Annotated in this window: 20 protein-coding genes; 8 read left to right on the top strand and 12 right to left on the bottom strand. The window is 62.8% G+C overall.

The window, feature by feature from the left end; all coding sequences use genetic code 11:
* The first annotated feature begins 42 nt into the window (after positions 1-42).
* Positions 43-504 carry a GNAT family N-acetyltransferase gene (locus FYK34_RS18150; RefSeq protein ID WP_149298926.1) on the top strand — a complete coding sequence of 154 codons (462 nt, stop codon included), beginning with the start codon at positions 43-45 and terminating at the stop codon, positions 502-504.
* 86 nt (positions 505-590) lie between these two features.
* Here the strand turns inward: FYK34_RS18150 and FYK34_RS18145 are convergent, their stop codons facing one another.
* Positions 591-3,155, bottom strand: coding sequence for a TonB-dependent receptor (locus tag FYK34_RS18145; protein WP_149298924.1), 2,565 nt, complete (start codon positions 3,153-3,155; stop codon positions 591-593).
* A 666-nt stretch (positions 3,156-3,821) separates the two neighbouring features.
* Complete coding sequence (locus tag FYK34_RS18140) at positions 3,822-6,431, bottom strand: TonB-dependent receptor plug domain-containing protein (protein WP_168209798.1); 2,610 nt, start codon at positions 6,429-6,431, stop codon at positions 3,822-3,824.
* Positions 6,432-6,827: 396 nt separating this feature from the next.
* Here FYK34_RS18140 and hemA point away from each other — a divergent pair, with 396 nt between their 5' ends.
* Entirely contained in the window at positions 6,828-8,081 is a 1,254-nt protein-coding gene (hemA, locus tag FYK34_RS18135) for a glutamyl-tRNA reductase (RefSeq protein ID WP_149298920.1), read from the top strand.
* Positions 8,081-9,157, top strand: coding sequence for a peptide chain release factor 1 (gene prfA / locus FYK34_RS18130; protein WP_149298918.1), 1,077 nt, complete (start codon positions 8,081-8,083; stop codon positions 9,155-9,157). The genes hemA and prfA overlap by 1 nt, the downstream gene beginning before the upstream one ends.
* A gap of 147 nt (positions 9,158-9,304) precedes the next feature.
* Here the strand turns inward: prfA and FYK34_RS18125 are convergent, their stop codons facing one another.
* The 4 genes from FYK34_RS18125 to FYK34_RS18110 are packed head-to-tail and all read right to left on the bottom strand — an operon-like array spanning position 9,305 to position 11,099.
* Entirely contained in the window at positions 9,305-9,886 is a 582-nt protein-coding gene (locus FYK34_RS18125) for a c-type cytochrome (RefSeq protein WP_168209797.1), read from the bottom strand.
* A gap of 52 nt (positions 9,887-9,938) precedes the next feature.
* A complete protein-coding gene (locus FYK34_RS18120) occupies positions 9,939-10,355 on the bottom strand; it encodes a DUF6691 family protein (RefSeq protein ID WP_149298914.1) in 417 nt (138 codons plus the stop codon).
* Positions 10,356-10,359: 4 nt separating this feature from the next.
* Positions 10,360-10,788: a YeeE/YedE family protein gene (locus FYK34_RS18115; protein ID WP_149298912.1), complete on the bottom strand. Its 429-nt coding sequence runs from the start codon at positions 10,786-10,788 to the stop codon at positions 10,360-10,362.
* Positions 10,789-10,790: 2 nt separating this feature from the next.
* Positions 10,791-11,099, bottom strand: a complete 309-nt coding sequence (locus tag FYK34_RS18110) for an ArsR/SmtB family transcription factor (protein ID WP_196782534.1) — start codon at positions 11,097-11,099, stop codon at positions 10,791-10,793.
* A gap of 102 nt (positions 11,100-11,201) precedes the next feature.
* Between FYK34_RS18110 and FYK34_RS18105 the strand changes: the two genes are divergently transcribed.
* The 3 genes from FYK34_RS18105 (at position 11,202) to FYK34_RS18095 (ending at position 13,771) form a co-directional block, all read left to right on the top strand.
* The gene (locus FYK34_RS18105; RefSeq protein ID WP_149298910.1) at positions 11,202-11,420 is read left to right on the top strand and encodes a YgaP family membrane protein; all 219 of its coding nucleotides are present in this window, start codon (positions 11,202-11,204) and stop codon (positions 11,418-11,420) included.
* The gene (locus FYK34_RS18100; RefSeq protein WP_149298908.1) at positions 11,417-11,773 is read left to right on the top strand and encodes a carboxymuconolactone decarboxylase family protein; all 357 of its coding nucleotides are present in this window, start codon (positions 11,417-11,419) and stop codon (positions 11,771-11,773) included. The genes FYK34_RS18105 and FYK34_RS18100 overlap by 4 nt, the downstream gene beginning before the upstream one ends.
* An 87-nt stretch (positions 11,774-11,860) precedes the next feature.
* Entirely contained in the window at positions 11,861-13,771 is a 1,911-nt protein-coding gene (locus FYK34_RS18095; RefSeq protein ID WP_149298906.1) for a B12-binding domain-containing radical SAM protein, read from the top strand.
* Between the two features lie 173 nt (positions 13,772-13,944).
* Here the strand turns inward: FYK34_RS18095 and FYK34_RS18090 are convergent, their stop codons facing one another.
* From FYK34_RS18090 to rpmH, 6 genes are all read right to left on the bottom strand, one after another.
* Complete coding sequence (locus FYK34_RS18090) at positions 13,945-15,246, bottom strand: MFS transporter (RefSeq protein WP_149298904.1); 1,302 nt, start codon at positions 15,244-15,246, stop codon at positions 13,945-13,947.
* Positions 15,247-15,515: 269 nt separating this feature from the next.
* A complete protein-coding gene (gene mnmE, locus FYK34_RS18085) occupies positions 15,516-16,868 on the bottom strand; it encodes a tRNA uridine-5-carboxymethylaminomethyl(34) synthesis GTPase MnmE (protein ID WP_149298902.1) in 1,353 nt (450 codons plus the stop codon).
* 210 nt (positions 16,869-17,078) lie between these two features.
* Positions 17,079-18,713 carry a membrane protein insertase YidC gene (gene yidC, locus FYK34_RS18080; RefSeq protein ID WP_149298899.1) on the bottom strand — a complete coding sequence of 545 codons (1,635 nt, stop codon included), beginning with the start codon at positions 18,711-18,713 and terminating at the stop codon, positions 17,079-17,081.
* Positions 18,714-18,731: 18 nt separating this feature from the next.
* Positions 18,732-18,941 carry a membrane protein insertion efficiency factor YidD gene (gene yidD / locus FYK34_RS18075; protein ID WP_149298897.1) on the bottom strand — a complete coding sequence of 70 codons (210 nt, stop codon included), beginning with the start codon at positions 18,939-18,941 and terminating at the stop codon, positions 18,732-18,734.
* On the bottom strand, positions 18,917-19,279 hold the full coding sequence (gene rnpA / locus FYK34_RS18070) for a ribonuclease P protein component (RefSeq protein WP_149298895.1): 363 nt from the start codon (positions 19,277-19,279) through the stop codon (positions 18,917-18,919). Before rnpA ends, yidD begins: the two co-directional genes overlap by 25 nt.
* 6 nt (positions 19,280-19,285) lie before the next feature.
* The gene (gene rpmH / locus FYK34_RS18065; protein WP_021477546.1) at positions 19,286-19,420 is read right to left on the bottom strand and encodes a 50S ribosomal protein L34; all 135 of its coding nucleotides are present in this window, start codon (positions 19,418-19,420) and stop codon (positions 19,286-19,288) included.
* A gap of 332 nt (positions 19,421-19,752) precedes the next feature.
* Between rpmH and dnaA the strand changes: the two genes are divergently transcribed.
* Both dnaA and dnaN read left to right on the top strand, forming a co-directional pair.
* Positions 19,753-21,153, top strand: coding sequence for a chromosomal replication initiator protein DnaA (dnaA, locus tag FYK34_RS18060; protein ID WP_149298893.1), 1,401 nt, complete (start codon positions 19,753-19,755; stop codon positions 21,151-21,153).
* A gap of 45 nt (positions 21,154-21,198) precedes the next feature.
* Positions 21,199-22,308 (top strand): DNA polymerase III subunit beta, encoded by a 1,110-nt coding sequence (gene dnaN / locus FYK34_RS18055; RefSeq protein WP_149298891.1) that lies wholly within the window; start codon positions 21,199-21,201, stop codon positions 22,306-22,308.
* The last annotated feature ends 37 nt before the right edge of the window (positions 22,309-22,345 follow it).

Here is a 22,345-nt window from a genome sequence, read left to right as displayed (position 1 = left end):
TAGCATCGCTGACGACCGTGTCGGAAATGGGAGGATTCTACTATGGCAAACCGAATAGCGTGGCACTGCCACGGTTTTGACGACTTCACGCCGCGCGCGCTGTACCAGGCGCTGCAACTGCGCGACCAGGTATTCGTGGTGGAGCAGCAGTCCATCTACGGCGACGTGGACGGCGTGGACACCCACTGCCTGCACCTGAGCGGACGCGACGACGGGGACCAACTGGTCGCCTACGCGCGGCTGATCGCGCCGGGACGGAAATACCCGGACGCGGCGGCCATCGGCCGGGTGGTGGTGGCGCCGCAGGCGCGCGGCCAGGGCCTGGGCAAGGCCTTGATGGCGCAGGCGGTGGCGCAGTGCCACATCCATTTTCCGGGCCGCGCCATCATGCTGTCCGCGCAGTGCGACGCCAGCGCGCTGTACGCCGGTTTCGGCTTCCAGCCGGTGTCCGAGCCGTACGACGACGGCGGGATACTGCATGTGGATATGAGGCGGGAGGGGTAGCAAGCGTTTGATGCCCGCCGGCATGTAAAAACGGACAAGCGGCGAAAACCGCTTGTCCGTTGCCATGTCTGCCGTAGCGGCAAAAATTACATCTTGTACGAACCCTTCAGGAAGAAGCTGCGGCCGGTCGGGTCGGTCAGACGCGGATCGTAGTTCATCTGGGTCGAGCGCGTGATCTGATTGGAGAACGGCGGCTCCTGGTCGAACAGGTTCTTCACGCCGGCGGTCACGGTCAGCTGCTTGTTCCAGGTGTAGGAAGTCGACAGGTTCCAAGTGGAGTACGGCTTGACCATATGGGTCTCGTCGTTCGGGTTTTCATCGGTGTAACCGGACTTGTAGTTCTGCGACAGAATGGCGCTCCACGGGCCCCGCATCCAGTTCAGCGAGAGATTGTGCTGCCAGCGGAAGGTAGGCGCGCCATCGATGAAGACGCCAACATTGCTGAAGTACTCGCCGCCCTTCTCGTTCTGGTATTTGTACTTGGCCAGGTAGGTGCCGTCCAGGGACAGGGTGAACACGCCGACCTGGGTCTTGGGCAGGGTCCAGCTCAGCTTCAGGTCCACGCCGGATGCGCTCAGATTGCCGAGGTTGGAGTAGTCATCGATGATGTAATCCAGATTGCCCTTGGCATCCGCAACCAGGCGGTCCGAGTACTTAGAGGTGTTTTTGAAGATCAGGCTTTCATCCAGGATGCTGATCTGGTCGCGGATCATGGTCCACCACAGGTCGGCGCTGGCGGTGAAGTCCTTGACCGGCTCGATCACCATGCCAAACGACAGCGAGGACGATTTTTCCGGCTGCAAGCTTGGGTTGCCGGCGATGCGCTTGTTGCGTTGCACCTTGTTGCAGGCGTTGCCGTCGGTGCCCGGATTCTGCACGCCGTTCGGGCAGGCCACCGGATCCACATAGGAACGCGAGGTCAGCTGCAGCTGGTTCGGACGGTAGATGTTGTACAGCGAGGGCGCGCGGAAGCCGGTGCTGGCGGAGCCGCGGAACATCACTTTTTCATCGGGCTGGAACTTGAACGCCACCTTGGGGTTCAGCGAGCTGTCGGTATCGCTGTAGTGGTCGTAACGGGCGGCCAGCTGCACGTCCAGGTTCTTCAGTACCGGCACGTCGGCTTCGCCATAGATGGCATAGGCGGAGCGGCTGCCCGACGAGTCTTCCGTCTTGTCCTGGCCGGTGCTCAGCGCAACGCGCGTCACCGCCTTGTTGTAGACGGTGCTCAGGCTTTCCCGGCGCACTTCCGCGCCCAAAGCCACACCCAGCTTGCCTGCCGGCAGGTCGAACACTTCCTTGCTGACCTTGGCGTCGGCCATATCTATGGTGGACTTGGCTTCCTTGGTCTGGCCGGTCATGCCGACGGCGCGCCAGGCGGCCAAGTTGTTGCCGCTGAGGTCAAACGGATCCAGCGCGCCGCTGTCGACGGCGGCCTGCATCTTGCTCTTGCTGACGTAACCCGAGGTCAGGTTTTCCTTGATCAGGTTTTCCGAGCGGCCGATGCCGGCGCGGTAGTCCCAGCCGGCGACCAGGCCTTCCAGATTCAGCATCAGCCGCTGAGTGACGGCATTGGCCTCGGTTTCGCGGTTGCCCAGCGGCACGGTACGGACGTACAGCTTGTCGCGCTTCGTCGGATCGGTCGCGTTGGCGCGGGTGATGTCGCCGGATGTGGGCAGCGGCGCGCTTTGCGAGGTGGTGATGGTTTCGGTGCGCGTGTATTGCAGCGACAGCTCGTGATTATCGCCTATGCTCTTGGTCGCGCGCATGATGCCCGAGATTTGCTCCACCTGGGGCGTGATGCCGGTATAAAGCGGGAAGTATTCCTTGCAGATGCCGCCAATATATTGCGAGTACGGCGGGCGGCAGTTAGGCGCGGACGGGGTGACCCATTTTTTCTTCACGCTGTCGTAATAGTTGCCCGGCCAGGCGTTGGTGCTAGGCGAGGTGTCGGTGGCCGGCGTGATGGTGCTGGCAAAGCCGCGCTGGCTGGCCATGATCATGTCTTGTTTCAAATAATCGATGGCGCCGTAAACATTGAAGCCATCTTTACCCAGGTTGCCCAGGCCATAGGAGGCGTTGAGGCGCTTTTCGTCGCCGCCGCCATGTTGCGGGTTGGCGAAGCTGCCGCCCACGGTCAGGCCTTGCACACTTTTCTTGGTGATGAAGTTCATCACGCCGCCGATGGCGTCGGTGCCGTAGATGGCGGAGGCGCCGTCCAGCAGCACTTCCACACGGTCGATGGCGGACAGCGGAATGGCGTTCAGGTCAGCAGAGGTGCCGTCGATCGCCTGGTTGGCCATGCGGCGGCCGTCCAGCAGCACCAGGGTGTATTGGTTGCCCAGGCCGCGCAGGCTGGCGAAGGCGCCGCCGCCTGTAGAGGCGCCCACCGCGTAAGAAGCGCCTTGCGTGGACTGGTTGGCGGCGATGCTGTTGACCACCTGTTCCACCGTGGTCAGGCCCTGCTTAGCCAGATCCTCGGTCTTCAGGATGGTGACCGGCAGCGCCTTTTCCTGCTTGATGCTGCGCTTGATGTTGGAGCCGGTGATGGTCACGCGCTCCAGCTGGTTGTCCGATGTATCGGCGGCGTGGGCAAAGCCGCTCCCCAGCAGGCCGATAGCGGCGATCGCCTGGGCCAGAATCTTGACCTTCATCTCTTCTCTTCCTTTGTCATCACGGTCTCGTCTCCCTGAGCCGGGAAACGAGATGGATCGTCGCAGTCTCATGGCTGCGACATAATCTTGGCAGGTGATGAAAATGGCATTTAATAATGAATGGGGCAAGAAATTCGGCTGGCATTTCTCTTACAGGGCTTGCGCTTGGCATTTGCGCGCACTTGTTAAGCCACTGAAATTATGTGTGTTTTTTTGTTAATTCATGACAATTTGGCAATGTTTGTTTGTGTGTCGACTATGCAACATTCTTGTCATCCCAGCGCGTTGCGCCTGGATAGGCAAAAAAGCCCGCTCATGGCGGCCAACGGCGAGAGTCTGCGGCTGTGCTCGTTGAAGCGGTCGCTGAACAGGCCCACAGGCCGCAGACGTGAGTCGACACTCATGGCCATAATGCGGCGGTATTTGCTGCATCCTTTGAGAGATGGTTGCTTGGAGGCAGGGGATAGGTGTCGGGAATGACGCGCTACAGGCGCTCACGCGGTTGCCTAAGCCGAACCCGCTAGGCGTGGCCACACCCACAAAGGTGGCTGGTCATGGCAACCGCCGCCTTGCTCAATCTTATCCGTGGATCTCTTTTTTTCCATGAGACCGCGTAGCACAAGAAAAAAGGGAGCGATGCCCCCTTTAGTCAATACGCCGAAAAATTTATTTCAGCCGATACTCTATGCCTACAAAGCCAGATCGCCCTGTCGATAGGCCGACAAAGTCATTTTTATCGACCGAGAAGGGTGAATCTTTGCCAAACAGGTTATTGACGCCCAGCGTCACTTTACCAGACTTGTTCAATCTGTATGTTATGGCCAAATTGTAAGTGGTATAGGACGGAACATAGGTGTCCGGATTGGACGGAATTTTATTGCCTTCTGTCACATCGTGAACGCGGGCATTGGTATGGGCGGTCACCAACGTGTCCCACTTTCCAATCTCATATTCCACCGTGAGGCGGTTATCCCAGTTCGGATAGTAACGGCTATTCTTGCGCTGAGTCATCTCCATGCCTGCGACCTCAGACTGCTTGTAGCTAAGTAGGTAGCTATTTTGGTTGCGGAATGTCAGCTTGCCGAGATCGCCCAGCTTGATAGCGTACTTAATATCCGTATCGATTCCCGATGTATCAACCTTGCCTACATTCACGAAGGGGTCGGTAATGCGTTTCAGTCTGCCCTTGTTCAGGCCTGGATACTTGGCTTCGAGCGCGGGATTGCGCGGGTCGCGCTCGATCAGGGCCGCGAGGTCCGGATCGGAGTCCTCATGGTCGATAATGTATTGCGGGTCAAGACCTTGGATTACGTCCTTTTGTTTGATCTGATACCAATCAAAGCTGGCGGAAAGATCAGCGGTGGGCTGAAGAACCAGGCCAAACGAGAAATTCTGGGAGCGCTCTGGCTTCAGGTTTGGATTGCTGACAACTTTCAACTCTGGCGAATATTTACACTGCCCAGGGCCATAGCCAAGCGGGACACAGCGATCCCAGTCTTGGAGATAGTTGGGCGCGTAGGCCCGGCTGGGACCCATATGCAGTTGTTGCAGCGAGGGGGCCTTGAAGTTGGTGGTGTAGCCGCCGCGAATCAGCACCTCGTTCAACGGCTGGTATGAAAATGCCAGCTTAGGGTTCGTGGTGCTGCCAAAGTCGCTGTATTTGTCATAGCGAAGAGCCAATTGCAACTCGAGTTTTTTGGCTGCAGGGATGCTGAGCTCGCCGAATACAGATTGCACGGAGCGGCCGCCAGAGGCAGAAGTGGCGCCTCGACCCTCGATTAAATTGGCAACCAGCAAGGGATCGGGGTTGTCATTGGCGGTCTCACGCATCAGGCTGGCACCCCAAGCGAATCCTGCCGCGCCGGCCGGCAAGGTAAACAGCGTGGGATTCGACATCTTGAAGTCGAGCATGGACAACGTGGCTTTTCCGTCACGCTTTACGGTAGCAAACAGCGGATTCACAACGCTGGCCGGGTTCCACATGGCAAAGGGATCGTACCCTCCATTTTGGAAGGCATCAGTGATTTTGTCCTTGCGCAACACCTGATCAGTCTGCTTGGTTTGGTTGCTGCTATAGGTATAGCCGACCTCAGAGTCCCAGTCGCCGCGTGTCATTCGAGCACCGATCAGGCCGCGCCATGCACCAAGTTCAGTTTTTTTGTAACCATCCGGGCCATCGTATACCGCACGGTTGACGCGCAAGGGGCCGCCTGCCGTATTTCCTCCCAGGCCAGCGCGATAAGCCGAATCGCCAGGCTGAATCGGATGGTCATAACCGGAGATGGCCAAGGAACCATCGGAGAAGTAGGACTCTGTCTGGTAGTAGCTAAGCTCGGAAAAGAGCGTGCTGTTGTCATTTATTTGAAAGTTGTATTGTGCGCTGGCACCCGCGCGAGTGATGCGAGGCGCGAGCATGTCGCGATTGATATCATTGCGGCAGGCTTCATCTCCACGGTCGTCGATGGAGACTTCACCCTGGCATCCCGGCATGGCATGCGTGTGCGCATCGGTTTGCGAATAGATATACGTGCCGGGGAAATAGCTTACAGGGCGATCATCGGTTCCGCCGAATCGTCGGTGATCCTTGCTGCGCGTGGCCTCATGCTTGCTCGCATAAGTCGGTTCCGAGTGCGTGACATCCAATGACAGCAGCAGGTTTTGCTTGTCTTTGCGAATATCACCAAAACCAGCGGACACGCCCGCTACGGTCGAGGCTCCGTCTCCGGCAAAGTTCTGCGTGTAGGTAGCGTTGCTGCGTACGCCTTGGAAGTTTTGTTTGGTTTTGAAGTTGACGACCCCGGCGACGGCATCCGAGCCGTAAATGGCGGAGGCTCCATCGTACAGTACTTGGATCTCGTCGATGGCGGAGAGTGGAATGGAGTTCAAGTCGACAAAGCTGGTGTCGAAAGCCGCAAAACCATAGGCGGCTATACGGCGCCCATTCAACAATACCAGAGTGTTCTTGCTTCCCATGCGGCGCAGTCCGACTTGAGCCGCGCCTGCAGTGAAGCTATTGCTTTCCTCGCCCAGTACAACATCTGAGCCGGTCGTAATCGCGGCCAGTGCCTCGGCGGCGGTTTTGGCGCCAGTCTGTTCCACTTCGTCGCGTTTGATCACCTCCACACGCGACGGGCCTTCTTTATTGATTCTCTTGATATTGGAGCCAACTACGGTTACCCGTTCCAATTGGTTGTCTGCAGCATCGGCGGCGTGGGCAAAGCCGCTCCCCAGCAGGCCGATGGCGGCGATCGCCTGGGCCAGAATCTTGACCTTCATCTCTTCTCTTCCTTTGTCATCACGGTCTCGTCTCCCTGAGCCGGGAAACGAGATGGATCGTCGCAGTCTCATGGCTGCGACATAATCTTGGCAGGTGATGAAAATGGCATTTAATAATGAATGGGGCAAGAAATTCGGCTGGCATTTCTCTTACAGGGCTTGCGTTTGGCATTTGCGCGCACTTGTTAAGCCTCTGAAATTATGTTTGTTTTTTTGTTAATTCATCACAATTTGGCAATGTTCGTTTGTGTGTCGACTATGCAACATTCTTGTCATAAAACCCCTGCTCCGCCACCGTCCTCCCCGCACTTAGCCCTATGACTGGCGGCTGCCGCGGGACGGCGCGAAGCAGTTAGGCTAGAATGTCCTGTTTTCGTCTGCGGCCTTCGTTAGCCCATGCATCTGCTTGCCCTCGGACTCAACCACCACACCGCGCCCCTGGCGATACGGGAGAAGCTGGCCTTTCCGGCCGATGCCCTGCCGCGCGCGCTGGACAGTCTGGTGGCCTCGCAGGCCGCGCGCGAGGCGGCCATCGTCTCCACTTGCAACCGCACCGAGATCTACTGCCTGAGTCCGGACCCGCATGCGGCGCTGGACTGGCTGTGCCAGTTCCACGGCATGAACCGCGCCGAGCTGGAGCCCTATCTCTACCAGTTGGAAGCGACTCAGGCGGCGCGCCACGCCTTCCGCGTGGCGTCCGGGCTGGATTCCATGGTGCTGGGCGAGACCCAGATCCTGGGCCAGCTGAAGGACGCGGTGCGCAGCGCCGAAAACGCCGGCACCTTGGGCACGCTGCTGAACGGCCTGTTCCAGCGCACCTTCGCGGTGGCCAAGGAGGTGCGCTCCAACACCGCAGTGGGCGCAAGTTCGGTGTCAATGTCGGCGGCGGCGGTCAAGCTGGCCGAGCAGATATTTCCGTCCATCGCCGAGTTGAACGTCTTGTTCGTCGGCGCGGGCGAGATGATAGAGCTGGTGGCGACGCACTTCGCCGCGCGCAACCCGTCCTGTCTGACCGTGGCCAACCGCACGCTGGAGCGCGGCCAGCGGCTGGCCGAGCAGTTCGGCGGCAACGCCATCACCTTGGCGGAGCTACCGGAGGCCCTGGCGCGCTACGACGTGGTGGTGACGTCCACCGCCAGCCAACTGCCCATCATCGGCAAGGGCATGGTGGAGCGGGCGATCAAGGCGCGCCGCCATCGCCCCATGTTCATGCTGGACCTGGCCGTGCCGCGCGACATCGAGCTGGAAGTGGACAAGCTGGACGACGTGTTCCTGTTCAGCGTGGACGACATCGCCGGCATCGTGGAGGTGGGCAAGGAGGCGCGGCAGCAGGCGGCGGCCGAGGCCGAAACCATCATCCAGAGCCGCGTCGCGGAGTTTGCCGATTGGCTGAAGAAGCGAGAGACGGTGCCGCTGATCCGCGCCTTGCGCGACGAGGCCGACCGTACCCGCCGCCACGCGCTGGAAGGCGCGCTGAAACAACTGGCGCGCGGCGACGCGCCGGAAAAAGTGCTGGAGGCCCTGTCCGTCCAGCTGACCAACAAACTGATGCACCCGCCCACCCAGGCCTTGTCCTCGGGCAGCGGCGCGGAGCATGACGCGCAGGTGCAAACCATCGCGCGGCTTTACCGTTTACACCCGGAGTCGTAATGAAAGCGTCTATCGCGGCCAGGCTTGCCCAGCTGGCCGACCGTCTGGAAGAGGTGACCCACCTGCTGGCCAGCGAAACGGCCACCCAGGACATGGAGGCCTTCAAGAAACTGACCCGCGAACACGCCGAGCTGACGCCGGTGGTGGAAACCTTCGCCGCCTACCGGCAGTGCGAGGGCGACATCGCCGCCGCCGAAGAGATGCTGGCCGATCCGGAAATGAAGGAGTTCGCCCAGGCGGAAATCCTCGAGGGCAAGGACAAGCTGGCGGCGCTGGACATAGCGCTGCAAAAGCTGCTGCTGCCCAAGGACCCCAACGACGACAAGAACATCTTCCTGGAAATCCGCGCCGGCACCGGCGGCGACGAGGCGGCGCTGTTCGCGGCGGACCTGCTGCGCATGTACACGCGCTACGCCGAGCGCAACCGCTGGCAAGTGGAGATCGTCTCCGCCAGCGAGTCAGACCTGGGCGGCTACAAGGAAGTGATCGTCCGCTTGGTGGGCCAGGGCGTGTATTCGCGGCTGAAGTTCGAATCCGGCGGCCACCGCGTGCAGCGGGTGCCGGCCACCGAGACCCAGGGCCGCATCCATACATCCGCCTGCACGGTGGCGGTGATGGCGGAGGCGGATGAGATTGCCGAAGTGGTGCTGAACCCGGCCGATCTGCGCATCGATACCTTCCGCGCGTCCGGCGCAGGCGGCCAGCACATCAACAAGACCGATTCCGCGGTGCGCATCACCCACTTGCCTACCGGGATTGTGGCGGAGTGTCAGGACGGCCGCTCGCAGCACGCCAACAAGGCCAGCGCCATGCAGGTGCTGGCGGCGCGCATCTACGACATCCAGCTGCGCGAGAAAAACCAGAAGGAAGCGGCCGAGCGCAAGAGCCTGATCGGCTCCGGCGACCGCTCCGAGCGCATCCGCACCTATAACTACCCGCAGGGCCGCATCACCGACCACCGCATCAATCTGACGCTGTACAAGCTCGATTACGTGATGGACGGCGACCTGCAGGAGCTGACCGACGCGCTGATCGCGGAACAGCAGGCCGAGCTATTGGCCGCGCTGGGCGATTGAGGATTGCGGCCGGCGATAGTCGACGTTAGAATCACCTCCGGAAAACGGCGGACCGCAGGGTCCGCATGTTTCGGCCCGCCGGGCCGGAGCCCGTTTTTCTCCGAAACTTGGGGCCGCCGTTTGGGTGGCCTTTTCTTTTTTTCCCGCCTACAGCGTGGCCAGATAGGCCAGCAGCGCCTTGATGTCGTCCGGACTCAGCGTCTTCAAGATTTCCTGCATCTCCATGCGTGCCGGCGGCTGCGGCTGGTCCGATACCTTCATGCGTTCCGCCAGGTAGCCGGCATGTTGGCCGGCCAGCCGCGGCGCGGCGCTGCCGCCTTCGCCCTGCTCGCCGTGGCAGGTGAAGCAGGGCGGCGCGCCCACGGCCAGATTGCCCTCGGTGTACAGCTTGCGCCCGGCGGCCAGCAGGGCGGGATCAGCCGGTTTGGCCGGATGCGGCGCGGGGGACTGCGCGGCGAAGTAATGGGCGATGGCCTGGATGTCGGCGTCGCTCTTCAACGTATCCCAGACCAACTTGTGCGCGCCGCCGTCCTCGCGCTGGCCCAGCCGCATCCAATCCAGCTGTTGCGCGATATAGTCGGCCTGCTGGCCGGCCAGCCGGGGCGCCGATGGCGGACCATTGCCGTCCCGGCCGTGGCAAGCGGCGCAAAGCTGCAGCGCGAGCTTGGGCGGCGCGGCCAGCGCCGACGATGAGACGGCAAGGAGTAGGGCAAAGAGATGGGCTTTCATGCGCGGCTCCGGGCGGGCGATGATGAAGGTATAGCCGCCCATCGCCGCCGCGTCAGCCGCGCGCGCCCCAGGCGCGGAACAGCGCCATGCCGGTCAGCATGGCCGCCAGGAACAGCAAGCCGTCGGAAAGGCCGCTGCCGGCCAGCACCAGCGCCGGTCCGGGGCAGATGCCGGCCAGGCCCCAGCCCATGCCGAAAATCAGGCTGCCTATCAGCAGGCGGCGATCCGCGCGGCGCGCGGTGGGCAATTGCATGGCTTCGCCCAGCAGCGAGCATTGGCGGCGCTTAGCCCAGGCGAAGGCCGGCAGCGCCACGGCGATGGCGCCCGCCATCACCAGGGCCAGCGACGGGTCCCAATGGCCGCCGATATCCAGAAAGCCCAGCACCTTGGCCGGATTGGCCATGCCAGCCACGATCAGCCCCAGGCCGAAGATCAAGCCGGCCAGGCCGGCGCTTGCGATGCGTTTCATAGGCTTATCCCCAAATATGACGAACCAACCAGACCGTGGCGAAGCCGGCGGCCATGAAGGTCAGCGTGGCGGCCAGCGAGCGCGGCGACAACCGGGCCAGCCCGCATACGCCGTGGCCGCTGGTGCAGCCGGACCCCAGCCGGCTGCCCAAGCCCACCAGCAAGCCGGCGGCGATCAACAGCCCCGGTCTGTGGTCCAGCGCGATGGCCGGCGGCGCGGCGAACAGCCGGTATAGCCAGGGCGACAAGACCAGGCCGGCGACGAAGGCCAGCCGCCAGTCCTTGTCGCCGCCGGGAGCGAGCAGATGGCCGACGATGCCGCTGATGCCGGCCACGCGGCCGTTCAACAAGACCAGCCAGGCGGCGGCCAGGCCGATCAGCGCGCCGCCAGCCAGCGCGCTCCATGGGGTGAAATGGCTCCAGTCCAGGATCATGTCTATTCCTTGGGGCAATACAGCTGATAAAGCGTGGACAGCACGGCCAGGGCCTTGGGGTCCGCCACGGAGTAAATGATGCGTTTGCCGTCGCGGCGAGTGGCCACCAGCCCCTCGTTGCGCAAGACGCCCAGCTGTTGCGACAGCGTGGGTTGGCGGATGCCGACGGTCTCTTCCAGTTCGCTCACCGATTTTTCGCCTTGGCTCAGCTGGCACAGCAACAGCAGGCGGTCTTCATTGGACAGCGCGCGCATTAGGCCGCTGGCCTGGCCGGCGGCGGCGCGCATGTCGGAAAGGGTGATGGTGCTCATGCAGGACTTCCATGTATTCGACAAAACTTGACTTCAATATATCAATTGATATTATATAAATCAACATATCCATTCGATGGCGCATCGCAACAGGAGGCTGATATGAAAAGCAATGTGGGAGGTTGGGACCGGGTGCTGCGCGTTGTCGTCGGCGTAGCCTTGATCGTCGGCGCCGTATCCGGCGTCATCGGCGCCTGGGGCTGGCTGGGCTTGGTGCCGCTGGCCACCGGCCTGTTCCGCTTCTGCCCGGCCTATCTGCCGTTTGGCTGGTCCAGCTGCCGCGCGCCGTCATCCTCATCCCAAACGGAGCCCAAACCATGAGCCAAAACGTCAACTACCCGGAACTGACCCACGCCATCTCCAAGCACCTGGCCACCTTGCGCGCCGATGTGCCGGAGGTGATGCAGGGCTTCAACGACCTGGCCCGCGCCGCTACCCGCGATGGCGCGCTGGACAAGAAAACCAAGGAATTGATCGCGCTGGCGCTGGGCGTGGCCGCGCGCTGCGACGGCTGCCTGGGTTTCCACGCCCAGGCCCTGGTCAAGTTGGGCGCCACCAAGGCGGAAGTGGAGGAAACACTGGCCATGGCCGTCTACATGGGCGGCGGCCCGTCGCTGATGTATTCCGCCAACGCCCTGGAAGCCTTCGAGCAGTTCAGCGCCAAGGGCGGCTAGTCTCGATTCCCGCGCTGTGGGACAATCACGCGCAGCCGGGCTCATGCCCGGCTATGCTTTTTGAACCACAGCCGGATTTCACGCCCCATGTCTGTTTCTTCCCTGCGCGTGCTGTCGCTCATCCCGCCGATGACGCAGCTGAACACGCCCTACCCGTCCACCGCTTACCTCACCGGCTTCCTGCGCTCGCGCGGGGTGGCCGCGTTCCAGGAGGATCTGGCGCTGGCGCTGGTGTTGAAGCTGTTCTCCAGGGAGGGCATGGCCACGCTGCGCGAGCATGTGCAGCGCATCCCCATGCGCCAGCGCACGGACTGCATGATGCAGTTCGACATCTCTTATGATCGCTACGCCGCGACCATAGACGCGGTGATCGGCTTCCTGCAGGGCCGCGACGCCACGCTGTCCTACCGCATCGCCGGCCGCAACTACCTGCCGGAAGGGCCGCGCTTCGCCGCGCTGGACGTCTATGTGGACCCGGACGATCCGGACGGCGGCGACCCGCTGGCCTGGGCCTTCGGCGCGCTGGGCACCCAGGACCGCGCCCGCCACCTGGCGACGCTGTATCTGAACGATATCGCCGACGTGCTGCGCGAAGCGGTGGACCCTCGCTTCGAGTTTGTCCGCTATGCGGAATCCCTGGCGCTGTCCCAGCCCACCTTCGATCCGCTGGCCAAGGCCCTGGCCGCCGCGCCCAACTGGGTGGACGACACCCTGGCCGCGCTGACGCTAGCGGCCATGGACCAGCACCAGCCGCAGCTGGTGCTGGTCTCGGTACCGTTTCCGGGCGCGGTGTACGCGGCCTTCCGCATCGCCCAGACCATCAAGCGCCATTGGCCGGACATCAAAATCTGCCTGGGCGGCGGCTACGTCAACACCGAGCTGCGCGAACTGGCCGAGCCGCGGGTGTTCGATTACTTCGACTATGTCACGCTGGACGATGGCGAAAAGCCGCTGTTGGCGCTGATGGAGCACCTCGAAGGCAAGCGCGGCGTCAGCCGGCTTTCGCGCACCTTCTTGCGTCAGGACGGCGCGGTGCGCTACGTCAATATGCAGGAAGCCGACGTGCCGTTCTCCGAATCCGGCACCCCCACCTGGGACGGCCTGCCGATAGACCGCTACCTGTCCTTGCTGGACATGCTCAACCCGATGCACCGGCTATGGAGCGATGGCCGCTGGAACAAGCTGACCATCGCCCACGGCTGTTACTGGAAGAAATGCAGCTTCTGCGACGTGACGCTGGACTACATCTCGCGCTACGAGACGGCGTCGGCCGAGCTGCTGGTGGACCGCATCGAAGCCATCATCGCCGAAACCGGCCAGACCGGCTTCCACTTCGTCGATGAGGCCGCGCCGCCCAAAATGCTGAAGGCGCTGGCCGAGGAACTGCTGCGGCGCAAGGTATCCATCTCCTGGTGGGGCAATATCCGCTTCGAGAAATCGTTCACCCCGGAGCTGGCCCAACTGCTGGCCGAGTCCGGCTGCATCGCCATTTCCGGCGGTTTGGAAGTGGCCTCGGACCGGCTGCTCAAGCTGATGAAGAAGGGCGTGTCGGTGGAGCAGGTGGCGCGCGTCACCCATGGTTTCGCCGAGGCCGGCGTGCTGGTGCATGCCTATCTGATGTACGGCTTCCCCACGCAAACGGTGCAGGACACGGTGGACGCGCTGGAATACGTGCGCCAGCTGTTCGACGCCGGCTGCATCCAGTCCGGCTTCTTCCATCGCTTCGCCTGCACCGTGCACTCGCCGGTGGGGCAGAACCCGGAAGAGTACGGCGTGCAGCTGGTGCCGCTGCCGCCGGGCAACTTCGCCAAGAACGACGTCGGCTTCATCGACCCCACCGGGACCGACCACGAACTGATGGGCCGCGGCCTGAACAAGGCGCTGTACAACTTCATGCACGGCATCGGCCTGGACGGCGACGTGCGCGGCTGGTTCGATATCCGCGTGCCCAAACCCAAGGTGCCGCGCCAGTTCATCGAGCGCGCGTTGTACCAGTAGGACGAAGTCCTGGCCGGCTGCATTCCGCTGAAACAACTGGGACTGGGCAATTACCGCCAGTTATTGGAATCGTGATGCAGGACACGGACAATGCTGCGGCCATCCGATGTTGGCGCGGCGGAGGAACAAGCGCAGACGGCGGCGGCTGACCCAGCCTGAGCCACCCGCCACGCTCAAGCTTGCGGCTCCTTGCCGAACACCTGCGGATACTCTCGCCGATACCAATCCGCCGCCTGCCCATGCTCCAGCGACAGAAACTCGCTAAAGCGCGGCACCCATAGATAGCCCAGGCAAGACAGCATCATCAACAGGCCAGCCGCGCCATACACCGTCGCCACGCTGCAGCGCGAAAGCGCCACGCCTATCAGGGCGGGGCCGATGGCGCCGGCCAGCTGCGTGCTCATGGACGACACCGCGGACAAGCGCACCCGGTAATCCAGGGGCAAGCCCAGCGAGCGGTGCGTGGCGCCCACCAGGCTCATCGCCGCGTTGCAGAAGCCGCCTGCGACCAGCGCCGCCAACAGCCACGGAGCGGAAGGCGAGAAACCGGCAGCCGCAAAGCACAGCCCTTCCAACATGCCCAGCCCCACCCGCACCCGGTACCGCCCCAATCGCGCCACCAGCCATTGCGAACCCACAGCGCTGCCGGCGAGCACGCCCAATGACAATGCGGTCAGGCAATTGCCCAGCCAGCCGCCGCCCAGGCCCAACGCATGCACCTTGAGCGGAATCAGCATGCCCACCGCCGGTCCTTGGAAAATCCATAGTACGAAGTTGACCGCCGTCCAGCCACGCTCCATCGGCACCTGCCACTTGGCGCGGAAGCCCTCCGCCAGCTGCGCCGCCCATGCGCCCGGCCGCAGCGCGGGCCGCCGCGCCGGGGCCTCCCGCGGCACCCGGCGCATCGCCAGCGCGGCCAACACGTACAAAGCGGCAGACAGCCATAGCGCCCCGGCCACGCCCAGCCAATGCAAGCCGGCCGCCCCCAGCATGGGGCCCAGGATGCCGCTGAGCGATTGACCCGTCTTGCGCCACCGCAGCGCCTGCGGCAGCGCGGATGCCGGAATGCGCTCCGGCAAGATATTGTTGCGCCCCTGATCGGCAAACGCCCAAGCCAGCATCTGCACGCTCCCCAGCAGCAGCACATCCGCCAGCCGGAACGCCGGCCGCATCGCCAGCCAGGCCAGCGCCGCCCCCAGCAAGGCGAGCAGGCAGGACGAGCGGACCATCTGCGCGGACTTGCCATAGCGGTCGCCCAGGGGCGCGGCGAACAGCACCGCGGCAAACGCCGCCACGGCCAAGGCGGAGCTGAAGCGAGCCAGCGCGCCCGCCCCGCCCTGGCTGGCTATCCACCAAGGCAACACGGCAGCCTCGGCCAGGTAGGCCAAGCGCAGCAGGGCGTCAGCCAGCAGCAGGGCCGGCAATACGCGGCATGGCGCGTAAGACAAGGCGGCATCGGAAGGACGCTCAAGCATTGAGAAATAACCCAGGCAACTAAGCAATCAAGACGCAAATTAAACCAAGGGCATATCAAAGCACATGCGGAGAGCCATGGCCAAGGCATGCGGCAGGAAAGCAAGAAACCACCGGCAAGCGGTGGTTTCTTGGCGCGCGATGCGATGGGCCAGCGCCTGCGGCGGGGCTGGCGCCCCCAAAACGAGAGCCATCCGCCATTTCCTGGCGCAGCCCTATCGGACGGGCCGCGGTGGAACGCCCAGCCTAGCCGGGCTTCCGCCCTACGGCCTTACTTGCCAATACAAAAGCGGGAGAAGATCACGCCCAAGAGGTCATCGGCGGAGAATGCCCCGGTGATCTCGGACAAGGCGTTTTGCGCCAGGCGCAGTTCCTCGGCGAAGATTTCCACCAGTTCCCAGTCCGCTTCCGCCAGTTCCAGGTGGTCCGCCGCGCGGGCGATGGCGTCCAGGTGGCGCTGGCGAGCCAGGAACACGCCTTCGTCGGCGCCGCTGAAGCCTATCATTTCCAGCAGCTTGGCCTTGAGCAGGTCCACGCCCTGATGCGTCTTGGCGGACAGCCGCACCAGCGGGTGGCCGTCTTCATCGGCGATGCCGGGCGCGTCCGTGGTCAGGTCCACCTTGTTGAAGACATGCACGCGCGGCAGGCCGGCCGGGATGCGCGCCAGGATGGCCTGCACCTCGTCGGTGAGGCCGTGGCGGCTGTCGGTCAGCACCAGGGCCAGGTCGGCGCGCTCCACCGCCTGCCAGGTGCGCTCGATGCCTATTTTCTCCACCACGTCGTCGGTTTCGCGCAGCCCGGCGGTGTCGATGATGTGCACCGGCACGCCGTCGATGACGATTTCCTCGCGCACCGTGTCGCGGGTGGTGCCGGCGATATCGGTCACGATGGCGATGTCGTCGCCGGCCAGCGCGTTCATCAGGCTGGACTTGCCGACATTGGGCTGGCCCACCAGCACCACGTGCATGCCTTCGCGCAGGATGGCGCCCTGCTTGGCCGTGGCCTGCACCCCCACCAGCTGCGCGCGCAAGCGGCGCAGGCGGCCGATCGCGTCAGCCTGCTTCAGGAAATCTATCTCTTCTTCCGGAAAGTCCAGCGTGGCTTCCACCAGCATGCGCAGATTGATCAGCTCGTCCACCAGGCCGTGCACCTGGCGCGAGAACGCGCCCTTCAATGACTTCAGCGCGCTGCGCGCCGCAGTTTCGCTGCTGGCGTCGATCAGGTCGGCCACGCTCTCCGCCTGGGCCAGGTCCAGCTTGTCATTCAGGAAGGCCCGCTTGGTGAACTCGCCCGGCTCCGCCAGCCGCGCGCCCAGCTCCACGCAGCGCGTGAGCAGCATCTTCATCACCACCGGCCCGCCATGGCCCTGCAGCTCGATCACGTCTTCGCCGGTGAAGCTGTTGGGGCCGGGGAAGAACAGCAGCAAGCCGTTGTCTATGGCCTGGCCGTGGCCGTCGAAGAAGTCCGTATACATCGCGTAGCGCGGCTTGGGGGTCTTGCCATTGGAAATGGCCTGCGCGAACGGCAGCAAGTCCTTGCCGGAGACGCGGATCACGCCGACGCCGCCGCGGCCGGGGGCGGTGGCGATGGCGCAGATGGTGGCGGGGGTGTAGCTGAGGTTCATTGCCATTCCTTGGATTTTTAGCCACGAAATCCACGAAAGGACACGAAAGAACGATCGCAGGCCGGAGGCCGTCCCTGCGCCGCCTCGGAGGCGATTCGCGTTCGTGTTCTTTCGTGGGGTTCGTGGCAAATTGTTTTGAGATCTTTCCCAGATTATCCAGCAAAAAACCCGGCCAGCGGCCGGGTTTATTCAAGCTTCAGGACTAAGCGCTCAGGATTGCAGCGCCGCCTTGTTGGCCTTGTTGATCTGCTTGTTGATGAACCACTGCTGGGTCATGGACAGCACGTTGTTGACCACGTAGTACAGCACCAGGCCGGCCGGGAAGAAGAAGAACAGCGCGGAGAAGGCCAGCGGCATGATCTTCATCATCTTCGCCTGCATCGGGTCGGCCGGCGGCGGGTTCAGGAAGGTCTGCAGGAACATGGTGATGGCCATCAGCGCCGGCAGGATGTAGTACGGGTCCGGGCGGGCCAGGTCGGTATACCACAGCACCCACGGCGCGCCGCGCAGCTCCACGGAGGCCAGCAGCGCCCAGTACAGGCCGATGAACACCGGGATCTGGATCAGCATGGGCAGGCAGCCGCCCAGCGGATTGACCTTCTCGGTCTTGTACATCTCCATCACCGCCTGCTGGAACTTCATGCGGTCGTCGCCGTGCTGTTCCTTCAGGCGCTCCAGGCGCGGCGCCAGGGCCTTCATCTTGGCCATGGAGCGGTAGGAGGCGGCGGTCAGCGGATAGAAGGCGCCCTTGACGGTCAGCGTCAGCAGAATGATGGCCCAGCCCCAGTTGCTCACCAGGCCGTGCAGCTTCACCAGCAGCCAGAACAGCGGCGAGGCGAAGATGTAGAACATGCCGAAGTCCTTGGCATATTCCATGCCGTCGGCCACCTTGGAGATGATGTCGTATTCTTCCGGGCCGGCGTACAGCGGCACGTTCACGCTCAGGCTCTTGCCCGGGGCGATGGCGGCATAGTCCACCAGCGCGGCGGCGGAGTTCAGGCCGTTGCTCTGGCTCAGCTCGAAGCGGCAGGAACGCTCGTCCTTGCACACGCTCTTGCCATCCAGCGGCTTCAGAATCCAGGCGGACATGAAGTAGTGCTGCAGCATGGCCACCCAGCCGTCGGTGGTGGACTTGGCGTAGTCGCCCTTGCCCTTGGCCAGGTCTTCAAAGCTGACTTTCTGGAACTTGTGCTCGGTGGTGTACACGGCCGGGCCGGTGTAGGTGTGGGCGAAACGGCCCTCGCCTTCCGGCGCCTGGCTGTCGCGCAGCAGGCGGTAGTAAGCCGTTGGGGCCACCGGGATGGCGCCGCCGTTCACGATGTCGTAACGGACGCCGATCTCGTAGCTGCCCTTGGTGAAGGTGTAGACCTTGCTCACCTTGACGCCGTTGGCGTCCGGCGCGCTCAGCTTCACTTCCAGCTTGTCGCCGGTCATTTCATAGCTGGGCTTGTCCGCGGTGAACACGGTTTTATGCGTCGGCAGGGCCGGATTGCTGGCGGCGATCAGGCCGGTTTGCGCCACATAGGTGCGCTTGGCGTCGTCTTCGAACAGCTTGAAGGCCTTGGTGTGATCTTCCGCGTCGCCGTGTTTCAGCAGCTGCAGCTCGCGCAGGTCGCCGCCCACGGTATCGATCTCGGCCTCAACCAGGTCCGTCTTGACGTGGATGCGCTGACCACGGGTCAGCTTATTGGCCTCGGCCGGCTGGGCCGCGCCGGAAGCGCCGGCCGCGGCCTGGGTCTTGGCCACTTGCTGTTGCGGGGGATGCTTGGGCATGAAGAACTCATTCCACCCAAACAGGATGCCCACGGACAGTACAACGAAGATTATCAGTCGCTTGGAATCCATCTCTCGATACCGGAAGGTTCAGGGAACCGGGTCATAGCCGCTGCCGCCCCAGGGGTGGCAACGGCAGATGCGTCTGGCGGCCAGTGAGCCGCCCCTCAGCGCGCCGTATTTTCTCACCGCCTCGATCGCGTAGCTGGAACAGGTGGGCTGGAAGCGGCAACGCGGTGCCAGCCACGGGCTGATAGCCAGCTGGTAAAAACGGATCAGGAGGATGAGGAGGCGCGACATCGTGCCAGTTTAGCAAACAACGCCTGCAAAGCCGTTACAGCTTCGGCGCGCTGTTCATATGTAAACGCGGTCTTGGCGCGCACCACGTAGTCCACGCCGCCCAGCGTCTGCTGATTCAGGCGGAACCACTCGCGCACGCAGCGCTTGATGTAATTGCGGCGCACGGCCCGCTTGGCAACTTTCTTGCCAACCACCAGACCCACGCGGGCATGGTCCAGGCCGTTAGGGCGGGCATACACCTGGAAGAACGCATTGCTGCGTTGTTGCCGCAAACTAAAAACGGATGAGAACTCATCCGTTTTTAACAGCCGGTGCGCACGGCGAAAGCGGTAAGCCACAAGGACTTAGACGGCCAGCTTCTTGCGGCCCTTGGCGCGGCGAGCGGCGATGACGGCGCGGCCACCGCGGGTCTTCATGCGGACCAGAAAGCCGTGAGTGCGTTTGCGACGGGTGTTGGACGGTTGGTAAGTACGCTTCATGATATGGGTTTCCTGTTTCGAAACGGAAATAAACGCGTGATTTGACTCGATAATGAGCCGTTTGTCAACGAGGAATTTTCTGCACCCCTGTGGATAACTTTGCAAAAAAACGTTAGAATGTCGGGGTTTACCGTTGCCGAGCGGCTGCACAACAAATGAACGCACCCAGGGTCCACTATCCCGCCGCGTTTGAAACAGCGCAGTTCGCCGGCCGCTTCCATACCGAACATCCGCCGTCCGCGCGCCGTTGCACCCGTGCCGCGAACGGCTCATCCCGCTGTTGCCAGCCGAGCGCGCTCAGCGGGTTTTTCGCTTTCACATGCGTGTATGTAATGACTGAACTGGATCAATTCTGGCCTGCCTGCCTCGCCCGACTGGAGGCCGAACTGTCTTCGCAACAGTTCAACACCTGGATCAAGCCGCTGACCGCCGAAGCCGGCGACGAAGGCATTGCGCTGTTCGCGCCCAACCGCTTCATCATGCAGTTCATCAAGGACCGTTTCCTCGCCCGCATCGAGGAGCTGGCCGTGGAACTGATTGGCGAATGTCCGGTGGAGCTGCGCCTGGGCGCGCCGTCGGCGCGTCCGCTGCAGCCGGCCGCCAGCAGCCAGCCCAAGGCCAAGGAGCCCGCCAAGGCCACGCCCAGCGCGCCGGCCGCGCCGTCCCCGGCCAAGCAGGCGGCAGTGAAGGCCATAGGCGGCAGCCATGAAAGCACGCGCCTGAACCCGTCCTTCACCTTCGACACGCTGGTGACGGGTAAGGGCAACCAGCTGGCGCGCGCGGCGGCCATGCAGATTGCGGAAAACCCGGGCGACCAGGCTTATAACCCGCTGTTTGTCTACGGCGGCGTGGGCCTGGGTAAGACTCACTTGATCCAGGCCATCGGCAACCACGTGTTCCAAAAGAACCCGCAAGCCAAGATCCGTTACATCCACGCCGAACGCTATGTGGCCGACATCATGCGCGCCTACCAGCACAAGGCCTTTGATGAGTTCAAGCGCTACTACCACTCGCTGGACCTGTTGCTGATTGACGACATCCAGTTCTTCGCCGGCAAGAACCGCACCCAGGAAGAATTCTTTTATGCCTTCAACGCGCTGATAGAGGGCGGCAAGCAGGTGATCATGACCTGCGACAGCTACCCCAAGCAGATTGAAGGGATGGAAGAGCGGCTGATCTCGCGCTTCTCCTGGGGCCTGACGGTGGAAATCCAGCCGCCGGAGCTGGAAATGCGCGTGGCCATTCTGATGAAGAAGGCCGAGGCCGACAGCATCAAGCTGGAGCACAACGTAGCGTTCTTCATCGCCCAGAACGTGCGCTCCAACGTGCGCGAGCTGGAAGGCGCGCTCAAGCGCGTGGTGGCCTACGCCCGCTTCACCAACCAGAACATCACGCTGGAGCTGGTGAAGGAAGCGCTGAAGGACATCCTGGCCGCCGGCAACCGCCAGGTGACGGTGGACGCCATCCAGAAGACGGTGGCCGAGTACTACAAGATCAAGCTGTCCGACATGCACAGCAAGAAGCGCAGCCGCGACATCGCGCGTCCGCGCCAGGTGGCCATGGCCCTGGCCAAGGAGCTGACCCAGCTGTCCCTACCCAATATCGGCGACGCCTTTGGCGGCCGGGACCACACCACCGTGTTGCACGCGTGCAAAACCATTACCGAGATGCGCGCTAACGACGCGGACATCGCGCATGACTACGAAGCGCTGCTTTCCATGCTGCGCAATTAATCGAACCATGAAACGACTCTTCATCCTCTACTGGGAGCCCGCCACATGCTGATCCTGCAAGCCGAACGCGATGCCCTGCTCAAGCCCCTGCTGGCAGTCACCGGCATTGTCGAGCGTCGCCACACGCTGCCGATTCTGTCCAACGTCCTGATCGAGAAAAAGGGCGGCCAAGTCGGCTTCCTGGCCACCGACCTGGAAATCCAGATCACCACCGCCAGCAGCGACGAGCTGCCGGGCGAAGACTTCCGCCTCACCACCTCCGCCAAGAAGCTGCAGGACATCCTGCGCGCCATCCCGGGCAACGCCACGGTGACGCTGGAGCAGCTGGACGGCGGCCGCCTGGTGCTGAAGGCCGGCAAGAGCCGCTTCAACTTGCAAACGCTGCCGGCGGAAGACTTCCCGCTGCTGTCCGTGGCCAGCGCCGGCGAATCCAGCTTCAGCCTCTCCCAGCGCGAACTGAAGCGCCTGATCTCCCAGGTGCAGTACGCCATGGCGGTGCAGGACATCCGTTATTACCTGAACGGCCTGTTGATGCAGACCGACGGCAACCAGGTGCGCCTGGTGGCCACCGACGGCCACCGCCTGGCATTCGCCAGCGCCGACGTCACCGCCACCCTGCCCAAGGCCGAGGTGATCCTGCCGCGCAAGACCATCATCGAGCTGTACAAGCTGCTGCAAGACAGCGACGACGAAATCAAGATCGAAGTGCTGGCCAACCAGGTGCGCTTCAGCTTTGGCGCCACCGTCATCATCAGCAAGGTGGTGGACGGCAAGTTCCCGGACTACAACCGCGTCATCCCGCTGGACAACGACAAGATCTTCCTGATCGAACGCCTGGAATTCCTGCACGCACTGCAGCGCGCCGCCATCCTGGCCAACGAGAAATTCCGCGGCGTGCGCCTGGTGCTGGCGCCGGGCAAGATGTCCATCCTGTGCACCAACAGCGAGCAGGAAGAAGCCGAGGAAGAACTGGAAATCGCCTACCAGGGCGGCACCCTGGAAATCGGCTTCAACATCAACTACCTGCTGGACGTGCTGACCAACCTGCCGGCCGACACCCTGCAGCTGGCGTTTGGCGATTCCGCCCGCAGCGCGCTGTTCACCATTCCGGACGTCAGCAACTTCAAGTACATCGTGATGCCGATGCGCATCTGACGCAGCAAACGGAGTCAGCGGGCGGCCATGCGCCGCC

The sequence above is a fragment of the Chromobacterium paludis genome, from assembly GCF_008275125.1.
GTDB classification, from domain to species: Bacteria; Pseudomonadota; Gammaproteobacteria; order Burkholderiales; family Chromobacteriaceae; genus Chromobacterium; species Chromobacterium paludis.
Note: the sequence above shows the minus strand (reverse complement) of the source record. Positions and strands in the feature narration are given on the sequence as shown.